The 7,667-nt window shown below is 46.0% G+C and carries 7 protein-coding genes, 2 tRNA genes, 2 rRNA genes and 1 other RNA gene (1 of these 12 only partly in view); 1 reads left to right on the top strand and 11 read right to left on the bottom strand.

What is annotated here, in order from left to right; genetic code table 11:
- The 11 genes from G4P54_RS00170 to tadA form a co-directional block, all read right to left on the bottom strand.
- Positions 1 to 661 (bottom strand): 23S ribosomal RNA (locus G4P54_RS00170); it reaches 2,267 nt to the left of the window's first position.
- Positions 662 to 742: 81 nt separating this feature from the next.
- Positions 743 to 818: transfer RNA gene (locus tag G4P54_RS00165), tRNA-Ala, on the bottom strand.
- Between the two features lie 11 nt (positions 819 to 829).
- A tRNA-Ile gene (locus tag G4P54_RS00160) sits at positions 830 to 906 on the bottom strand.
- Between the two features lie 101 nt (positions 907 to 1,007).
- Positions 1,008 to 2,557: ribosomal RNA gene (locus G4P54_RS00155) — 16S ribosomal RNA — on the bottom strand.
- Together the 16S and 23S rRNA genes with 2 tRNA genes alongside form the textbook arrangement of a ribosomal RNA operon.
- A 244-nt stretch (positions 2,558 to 2,801) precedes the next feature.
- Complete coding sequence (gene bofA, locus G4P54_RS00150; protein WP_024713928.1) at positions 2,802 to 3,065, bottom strand: sigma-K factor-processing regulator BofA; 264 nt, start codon at positions 3,063 to 3,065, stop codon at positions 2,802 to 2,804.
- 66 nt (positions 3,066 to 3,131) lie between these two features.
- On the bottom strand, positions 3,132 to 3,356 hold the full coding sequence (locus G4P54_RS00145; RefSeq protein ID WP_024713929.1) for a YaaL family protein: 225 nt from the start codon (positions 3,354 to 3,356) through the stop codon (positions 3,132 to 3,134).
- A gap of 17 nt (positions 3,357 to 3,373) precedes the next feature.
- A complete protein-coding gene (gene recR, locus G4P54_RS00140) occupies positions 3,374 to 3,970 on the bottom strand; it encodes a recombination protein RecR (RefSeq protein WP_003225425.1) in 597 nt (198 codons plus the stop codon).
- 14 nt (positions 3,971 to 3,984) lie between these two features.
- Positions 3,985 to 4,308, bottom strand: a complete 324-nt coding sequence (locus G4P54_RS00135; protein ID WP_167871463.1) for a YbaB/EbfC family nucleoid-associated protein — start codon at positions 4,306 to 4,308, stop codon at positions 3,985 to 3,987.
- 23 nt (positions 4,309 to 4,331) lie between these two features.
- Positions 4,332 to 6,023, bottom strand: coding sequence for a DNA polymerase III subunit gamma/tau (gene dnaX / locus G4P54_RS00130; RefSeq protein WP_167871462.1), 1,692 nt, complete (start codon positions 6,021 to 6,023; stop codon positions 4,332 to 4,334).
- Between the two features lie 129 nt (positions 6,024 to 6,152).
- Positions 6,153 to 6,417: signal recognition particle sRNA large type (ffs, locus tag G4P54_RS00125), an RNA gene on the bottom strand.
- Between the two features lie 83 nt (positions 6,418 to 6,500).
- Complete coding sequence (tadA, locus tag G4P54_RS00120; RefSeq protein WP_024713932.1) at positions 6,501 to 6,986, bottom strand: tRNA adenosine(34) deaminase TadA; 486 nt, start codon at positions 6,984 to 6,986, stop codon at positions 6,501 to 6,503.
- An 84-nt stretch (positions 6,987 to 7,070) separates the two neighbouring features.
- On the opposite strand from tadA, the gene G4P54_RS00115 reads away from it, so the two are divergent.
- Positions 7,071 to 7,616 (top strand): cysteine hydrolase family protein, encoded by a 546-nt coding sequence (locus G4P54_RS00115; protein ID WP_167871461.1) that lies wholly within the window; start codon positions 7,071 to 7,073, stop codon positions 7,614 to 7,616.
- Positions 7,617 to 7,667 lie beyond the last annotated feature (51 nt).

Raw genomic sequence — 7,667 nt, 5'->3', positions numbered from 1 at the left:
TCTTCTGCTTAACCTTGCACGGGATCGTAACTCGCCGGTTCATTCTACAAAAGGCACGCCATCACCCATTAACGGGCTCTGACTACTTGTAGGCACACGGTTTCAGGATCTCTTTCACTCCCCTTCCGGGGTGCTTTTCACCTTTCCCTCACGGTACTGGTTCACTATCGGTCACTAGGGAGTATTTAGCCTTGGGAGATGGTCCTCCCGGATTCCGACGGAATTTCACGTGTTCCGCCGTACTCAGGATCCACTCAGGAGAGAACGAAGTTTTGACTACAGGGCTGTTACCTTCTATGGCGGGCCTTTCCAGACCTCTTCATCTACCTCGTTCTTTTGTAACTCCGTACAGAGTGTCCTACAACCCCAAGAGGCAAGCCTCTTGGTTTGGGCTGATCCCGTTTCGCTCGCCGCTACTCAGGGAATCGCATTTGCTTTCTCTTCCTCCGGGTACTTAGATGTTTCAGTTCCCCGGGTCTGCCTTCTCATATCCTATGTATTCAGATATGGATACCACTCCATTACGAGTGGTGGGTTTCCCCATTCGGAAATCTCCGGATCAAAGCTTGCTTACAGCTCCCCGAAGCATATCGGTGTTCGTCCCGTCCTTCATCGGCTCCTAGTGCCAAGGCATCCACCGTGCGCCCTTTCTAACTTAACCGTTAAAAAGAATCACTATGTGATATCTTGTCTTACTAATTGAATGTGATGTCTACTGTTATCTAGTTTTCAAAGAACACGTTGGTGGAGCCTAGCGGGATCGAACCGCTGACCTCCTGCGTGCAAAGCAGGCGCTCTCCCAGCTGAGCTAAGGCCCCGTTATTTAAGATGGTGGGCCTGAGTGGACTCGAACCACCGACCTCACGCTTATCAGGCGTGCGCTCTAACCAGCTGAGCTACAGGCCCATCTTAACTTATTTAAGGAACAAAGTTCCTTCAAAACTAAACAAGACAGGGAACGTTCTGTTTATAAGACCCAAGGTCTTATATTCCGTATATATCCTTAGAAAGGAGGTGATCCAGCCGCACCTTCCGATACGGCTACCTTGTTACGACTTCACCCCAATCATCTGTCCCACCTTCGGCGGCTGGCTCCTAAAAGGTTACCTCACCGACTTCGGGTGTTACAAACTCTCGTGGTGTGACGGGCGGTGTGTACAAGGCCCGGGAACGTATTCACCGCGGCATGCTGATCCGCGATTACTAGCGATTCCAGCTTCACGCAGTCGAGTTGCAGACTGCGATCCGAACTGAGAACAGATTTGTGGGATTGGCTTAACCTCGCGGTTTCGCTGCCCTTTGTTCTGTCCATTGTAGCACGTGTGTAGCCCAGGTCATAAGGGGCATGATGATTTGACGTCATCCCCACCTTCCTCCGGTTTGTCACCGGCAGTCACCTTAGAGTGCCCAACTGAATGCTGGCAACTAAGATCAAGGGTTGCGCTCGTTGCGGGACTTAACCCAACATCTCACGACACGAGCTGACGACAACCATGCACCACCTGTCACTCTGCCCCCGAAGGGGACGTCCTATCTCTAGGATTGTCAGAGGATGTCAAGACCTGGTAAGGTTCTTCGCGTTGCTTCGAATTAAACCACATGCTCCACCGCTTGTGCGGGCCCCCGTCAATTCCTTTGAGTTTCAGTCTTGCGACCGTACTCCCCAGGCGGAGTGCTTAATGCGTTAGCTGCAGCACTAAGGGGCGGAAACCCCCTAACACTTAGCACTCATCGTTTACGGCGTGGACTACCAGGGTATCTAATCCTGTTCGCTCCCCACGCTTTCGCTCCTCAGCGTCAGTTACAGACCAGAGAGTCGCCTTCGCCACTGGTGTTCCTCCACATCTCTACGCATTTCACCGCTACACGTGGAATTCCACTCTCCTCTTCTGCACTCAAGTTCCCCAGTTTCCAATGACCCTCCCCGGTTGAGCCGGGGGCTTTCACATCAGACTTAAGAAACCGCCTGCGAGCCCTTTACGCCCAATAATTCCGGACAACGCTTGCCACCTACGTATTACCGCGGCTGCTGGCACGTAGTTAGCCGTGGCTTTCTGGTTAGGTACCGTCAAGGTACCGCCCTATTCGAACGGTACTTGTTCTTCCCTAACAACAGAGCTTTACGATCCGAAAACCTTCATCACTCACGCGGCGTTGCTCCGTCAGACTTTCGTCCATTGCGGAAGATTCCCTACTGCTGCCTCCCGTAGGAGTCTGGGCCGTGTCTCAGTCCCAGTGTGGCCGATCACCCTCTCAGGTCGGCTACGCATCGTCGCCTTGGTGAGCCATTACCTCACCAACTAGCTAATGCGCCGCGGGTCCATCTGTAAGTGGTAGCCGAAGCCACCTTTTATGTTTGAACCATGCGGTTCAAACAACCATCCGGTATTAGCCCCGGTTTCCCGGAGTTATCCCAGTCTTACAGGCAGGTTACCCACGTGTTACTCACCCGTCCGCCGCTAACATCAGGGAGCAAGCTCCCATCTGTCCGCTCGACTTGCATGTATTAGGCACGCCGCCAGCGTTCGTCCTGAGCCAGGATCAAACTCTCCGATAAAAGTTTGACTGACTACGCACATCGCTGTGCGATTTGTTTAAAAATGAATTAACAGGTACGTTTTGTCTTGTTTAGTTTTCAAAGAACTTTGTTTATCGCTCTTTAAGCGACTTTATAATCTTAACATTTCTCGCCGCTTTCGTCAATAACTTTTTTTGAATACATTCTTTCTAAAAGCGACTCGTCATCAGCGACGTATAATAGAATAACACCTTCATTTAATAAAGTCAACACATAATAACAATTAGATAATAAATTGCTTAATGATTACCAACGCGGCTATTCCTGGTATCCCTAAAATTCCGCTGATAGCTGTTGTGACAAGATTAACCGGGACATGAATGCCAAGACTGCCGCCAAACATATTTACGCAAACCAGCAGCAAAGCGCCCGCCACAAATTTAACAGCAGTGATGCCGATCCACTTTAAAGGCTTTGCGGCTGAACCTGATAAAAAAAGAAGTATAACCAGTCCTAAAATAATTCCTATAATAAAAATAGGCTCCATGAATCTTCTCATCTCCTTTGCTTGTTCTAGTACAAGCTTATGAGAAGATCCAGGAGTTTAGACCACTTACTTCCACCGGCTGATTTTTAAATCTCGCTGCTTCGCTTCCCTCAAGTAAAAAAAATACTTCGCTTCAGCTACTTTCAGTTCATATAACACTTCTGCAGATGGTTCTAAGCTTTTTTCAACCAGCTTTTTCTGCCTGTTCCACTCTTCCTTTTGCTTAAAAAGCTGCTCGGTTAGTTTTTCATCAAACTCTCTTCTCAATGTTTTCTTGCGAAGAAAACCCATGGATCGCTTTTTCCTCCTTACAATTCACGTCTTCCTTCAAGTGCTTTAGAAAGAGTGACCTCATCAGCATATTCCAAATCTCCGCCGACGGGCAGTCCGTGGGCTATACGGGAGAGCTTAATACCAGAAGGCTTCAGGAGCCTTGATATATACATCGCCGTTGCTTCCCCTTCTATATTAGGGTTTGTCGCGAGAATCACTTCTGTCACTTGATCATCCTGTAATCGTTTTAACAATTCTGGTATTTTAATATCCTCTGGTCCGATACCATCCATTGGCGAAATAGCACCGTGGAGAACGTGGTATTGCCCATTGTATTCCTTCATTTTCTCCATAGCGATAACATCCTTAGGGTCTTGCACAACACAGATAACAGATTTATCCCTGCGCGTATCTTCACATATATAACAAGGGTCCTGATCTGTAATATGCCCGCAAACTGAACAATATGTCAGATTGCGTTTCGCATTTACTAATGCTTTCGCAAAATCTAATACCACATCTTCTTTCATACCTAGAACAAAAAAAGCCAGACGAACCGCTGTTTTCGGTCCGATCCCTGGCAATTTCATAAAGCTGTCAATCAGCTTTGATATTGGTTCAGGATATTGCATGTTCTTTTATCCCCCTAGAATAAACCTGGCATGTTCATTCCCTTTGTAAATTGACCCATTGTCTCGTTTGTAATCTCGTCAACTTTTTTCAGTGCTTCATTCGTTGCAGCAAGCACTAAATCTTGAAGCATGTCGATATCTTCCGGATCAACGACTTCTTCTTTGATGACGACATCCAGGACTTCTTTTTGGCCGTTCACTTTTACTGTTACCATACCGCCGCCTGCAGTTCCTTCAACAACCTGTTCTGCAAGCTCTTCTTGAGCCTTCGCCATGTCTTTTTGCATTTTTTGCATTTGTTTCATCATTTTTTGCATATTTCCCATTCCGCCACGCATAGCATTCACTCTCTTTCATTTTGTTAGTCTTTTATTTCAATTAAATCCGCTCCGACAAGCTTTTTCGCCTCGGCAATAAGCGGGTCTTCTTCAGCCGGTTCATTTGATCCTTCATTTTCCTGCTGATGATCTACTAAAAATTCTTCTCTTATTTTACCCCATTGTGCTTCTGGAACGCCAATCAAATCCATTCGTTTTCCGAGCATCGATTCTAAAATCTGCTCCAGATTGGTCCGGACTCCGTTGTTATCCTCGGCGACCATTTTACAATGAATTTCATATTTAAATTTCAGCACAAATGCCGCTGAGGCAGCAGCCACAGGTTCACTGTCATTCAGCAAAGCGGCATGCGATACTTTGTTTTGCTGTTTGAGGTGAGCAAGAAGCTTGCCCCAGCTGTTTCTGAGCTGGTCAAGTTCCGTCCTCGTGGCTTCCTTCAGTATTTCATGGATTCTGCCTACGGGCGCTTTGTAATTGGATTTACCGCCCTTTGGCGCACGAGGCGTTTCTTTTTTCGGGCTTTCCGCCGCTGCTTTAACACCTGTTGTTTTGAGCCGCTCCACTTCCTGCTCCAGCTGCTGAATTTTTTTCATCAGCATATCAACTTCCGGCAGATCGGCCGTTGGCTGGTGAGACGTTTGGCAAATCTTCACCACTGCCACTTCGAAAAAGATGCGGGGATGATTCGTCCACTTCATTTCCTGATGGCTCTTGTTAAGTATATCGATCATTTCATATATCGCTTGTGCCGGAATTTGTTCGCTTAGTTCTCGGAACGTTTCATCGACTTTTACTTTTTCAAGCACTCCTTCTAAACCAGGGGCAGTTTTGTACAGCAGCATGTCCCTGAAATAGAAAATCATATCCTCTATCAGCTTAGCTGGATCTTTTCCTTGTTGAAGAAGTTCATTTAATGTTTCCAGTGCGTCAGAAATGTTTTTATCATGCAGGGATTGTGCCAGCTTCCCTATATATAATTGCGAAACAGCTCCCGTAATCAAAAGCGCGTCCTCAACTTTCAGGGCATCTCCGCTGAATGATACGGCCTGATCAAGGAGGCTCAGGGCGTCCCTCATCCCTCCGTCCGCAGCACTCGCAATAATATCAAGCGATCCTTCCTCCACTTGCAGCTGTTCAGCATCAACAATTTTATTCATGCGTCCGACAATCGCTTGGGATGTAATCCGTTTAAAATCAAAACGCTGACATCTGGAGATAATGGTTAACGGAATTTTGTGCGGTTCGGTTGTTGCTAAAATGAAAATACAATGCTCAGGCGGCTCTTCTAATGTTTTCAGTAAAGCATTAAAGGCGCCGATAGAAAGCATATGCACCTCATCTATGATATATACCTTATATGTGACAGCCGACGGGGCAAACTTCACTTTATCGCGAATGTCACGAATCTCATCAACACCGTTATTAGAAGCGGCATCAATTTCTATGACATCAGATATGGACCCGTTTGTTATCCCTTTACAGGCCGCACATTCGTTGCATGGCTCATCAACAGGAGCATGTTCACAGTTGACAGCCTTGGCAAATATTTTGGCTGCACTGGTTTTTCCCGTTCCCCTCGGCCCGGAAAAAAGATAGGCGTGGGAAAACTTTTTTTGCAAAAGGGCATTTTGCAGCGTTTTTGTAATGTGTTCTTGTCCCACCACATCTTCAAATCGCTGAGGCCTGAATACTCGATATAAAGCTTGGTAACTCACGGGTTTGCCCTCCTCCGTTATTCATCATTCCCATTATACATGAACCTTGTTTCGATTCCAAAAGCTCTTTTTACATAACAAAAAACTCACCTAATGATAGGTGAGTCTGAAAATTTGATGATTGATTTACCGTGCACCTTCTGTCGATTCGCTACCCTAAGCGTTACTTAAGCAGTTAGCTCAGCCCAGGCAACCCTGCGGCACATGGGAGGTTTCACTTAATGCTGCTTCCTTCCGGACCTGACATGGTTCATGAATTCCCATTGCGCAGGACCCAAACGTCAACACCACTTACTTAAGGCAGACCTTAAAGTAAACGAACCTCGAGAAGGGATTCGGCCCTGCTAGAGCGGATTGCAGGTACAGGGCACCGCTACCTCCCCGCTTAGCACGGCAAAATAAATATCAAATTTTTATATCGCATTGTATTACGATGCACACTTAGTATATCGTTTTCCCCTAAAAATTGCAACCGAACTACTCAGACAAGTTTTTCCTGAGAGCCTTCTTCTTTTTTCGCAGTGCTCTAAAAAACGAACTGAGCATTTCTCCGCATTCATCCTCTAGCACTCCGCTCACGACTTCAGCCTGGTGATTAAAGCGTTCTTCCTGTAAAAGGTTCATAAGTGTGCCTGAGCAGCCTCCTTTAGGATCAAACGCGCCAAAAACCACTTTTTCCACTCTGGAAAGCACGACGGCGCCGGCACACATGGGACAAGGCTCAAGTGTAACGTAAAGTGTTGCGCCTTCCAGCCGCCACGTCCCTAATGCCTTGCACGCTTCATCGATCACAAGCATTTCCGCATGAGCAATTGACCTCTGCTCCGTTTCTCTTAAATTATGCGCACGTGCAACGATTTCATCATTCACGACAAGGATGGCACCGATTGGCACTTCACCTTTTTCTTCAGCTTTTCTCGCTTCTTTCATTGCTTCCATCATATACAGTTCATCTTGTGTCATAAGGGTAAGCTCTCTTTTCAAAGTTTTTTTCTTGCCTAAAAAGGCTACATATTAACTATAACTGAAACAGAAAGGAGACTGTCGATGTCCAAATCAGACACAGCTCTTCTCATTGTAGACATGATCAATAATTTTGAATTTGATATGGGAGAAAGCCTCGCCAAAAAAACAGAAAAAATCGTTCCTCACATTTTATCATTAAAGGAGTACGCGAGACAAAATGACTGGCCGATTATCTACATTAATGATCATTACGGACTTTGGCAAGCAGATATAAAAAATATTCAGCAGGAATGCACAAATGAAAAAAGCAGGGATATCATCAGACAAATCGCTCCAGAAGATGCTGATTATTTTTTAATCAAACCGAAGCATTCCGCCTTTTACGAAACAGCACTTCACACACTCCTTACCGAATTACAGGTGAAGCACATTATTTTAACAGGTATAGCCGGTAACATATGCGTGCTGTTTACCGCTAATGATGCTTACATGAGGGAATACAGCATCTCGATTCCCAAGGACTGCATTGCTTCAAATCGTGACGAAGATAATGAATTCGCCTTAACCATGATGGAAAATGTTCTTTTTGCGGAAATTACGACGGAGGAACGAATTACAGAAAAATAAACATGATCGGCGCTTTTCTTTCATACATTGATAGCGATATGAAAGGAGGCG

It is taken from the genome of Bacillus tequilensis (assembly GCF_012225885.1).
Classification (GTDB): Bacteria; Bacillota; Bacilli; order Bacillales; family Bacillaceae; genus Bacillus; species Bacillus tequilensis.
This window is presented reverse-complemented; position numbering and strand designations above follow the sequence as displayed.

Excerpts from the sequence above, each read along its gene's own strand:
- tadA (WP_024713932.1), bottom strand. The coding sequence starts at position 6,986 with ATGACACAAGATGAACTGTATATGATGGAAGCAATGAAAGAAGCGAGA.
- G4P54_RS00145 (WP_024713929.1), bottom strand. The coding sequence starts at position 3,356 with ATGGGTTTTCTTCGCAAGAAAACATTGAGAAGAGAGTTTGATGAAAAA.
- bofA (WP_024713928.1), bottom strand. The coding sequence starts at position 3,065 with ATGGAGCCTATTTTTATTATAGGAATTATTTTAGGACTGGTTATACTT.
- G4P54_RS00115 (WP_167871461.1), top strand. The coding sequence starts at position 7,071 with ATGTCCAAATCAGACACAGCTCTTCTCATTGTAGACATGATCAATAAT.
- G4P54_RS00135 (WP_167871463.1), bottom strand. The coding sequence starts at position 4,308 with ATGCGTGGCGGAATGGGAAATATGCAAAAAATGATGAAACAAATGCAA.
- recR (WP_003225425.1), bottom strand. The coding sequence starts at position 3,970 with ATGCAATATCCTGAACCAATATCAAAGCTGATTGACAGCTTTATGAAA.